The sequence below is a fragment of the Pseudomonas sp. EL_65y_Pfl1_R83 genome (genome assembly GCF_963970695.1).
GTDB classification, from domain to species: Bacteria; Pseudomonadota; Gammaproteobacteria; order Pseudomonadales; family Pseudomonadaceae; genus Aquipseudomonas; species Aquipseudomonas tritici.
In genome coordinates this window covers 1-487 of record NZ_CAXAQI010000319.1, presented here as the reverse complement: position 1 = coordinate 487, position 487 = coordinate 1, and the positions used below count along the sequence as shown (strand labels likewise).

The 487-nt window shown below is 66.5% G+C and carries 1 protein-coding gene; it reads right to left on the bottom strand.

Annotation, left to right across the window (positions count from 1 at the left end; genetic code table 11):
• Nucleotides 1-105: 105 nt before the first annotated feature.
• On the bottom strand, nucleotides 106-351 hold the full coding sequence (locus AACY08_RS29080; RefSeq protein ID WP_339472532.1) for a hypothetical protein: 246 nt from the start codon (nucleotides 349-351) through the stop codon (nucleotides 106-108).
• Nucleotides 352-487 lie beyond the last annotated feature (136 nt).

The following is a 487-nucleotide window of genomic DNA, read 5'->3' as shown; positions in this document are numbered from 1 at the left end:
AGGATGCCACCCATCGCTTCGGCCGCGAAATAGTCCCGCAGGCTCATGCCGGGGTGCGCGCATCCTCCGTAAGGGAAGGGGAAGGCGGCTTCCTGGTCCTTGCGCTCACTCATCGCTGATCACCTTCGCCACTAGCTGCTGGTGCTTCTCGTAGCGGGCGTCGTCGAGCAGCATCGCGACGTCCACGACGCCATAGCCGCGCTGGCGCAGGATGCGGATTTCGTCGTCGCGGTCGACCAGGGCCGGGGCCTCGAGGAGCGCCGCGGCCATTTCGAGGATGCGCTCCGCGCGGCGTTCGGCTTCCTGGTAGAGCGGGCCGTCGAAGAGGTAGTTGGGGCGGGGGTCGGTCATGCTGCGGCCCTCCGCTTGCGGCGCGGCGTCCGCCACTTCGTGACCAGTGCCTCAAATTCAGCGCCATACCCCCAGACGTCTGGATAGTGCCATTCACGGGCCACGACCGCGAAGATAGTGACCATGTCGGCCTTGA

What these genes read in the sequence shown, in the direction of transcription:
- AACY08_RS29080 (WP_339472532.1), bottom strand. Translation starts at nt 351, where the DNA reads ATGACCGACCCCCGCCCCAACTACCTCTTCGACGGCCCGCTCTACCAG.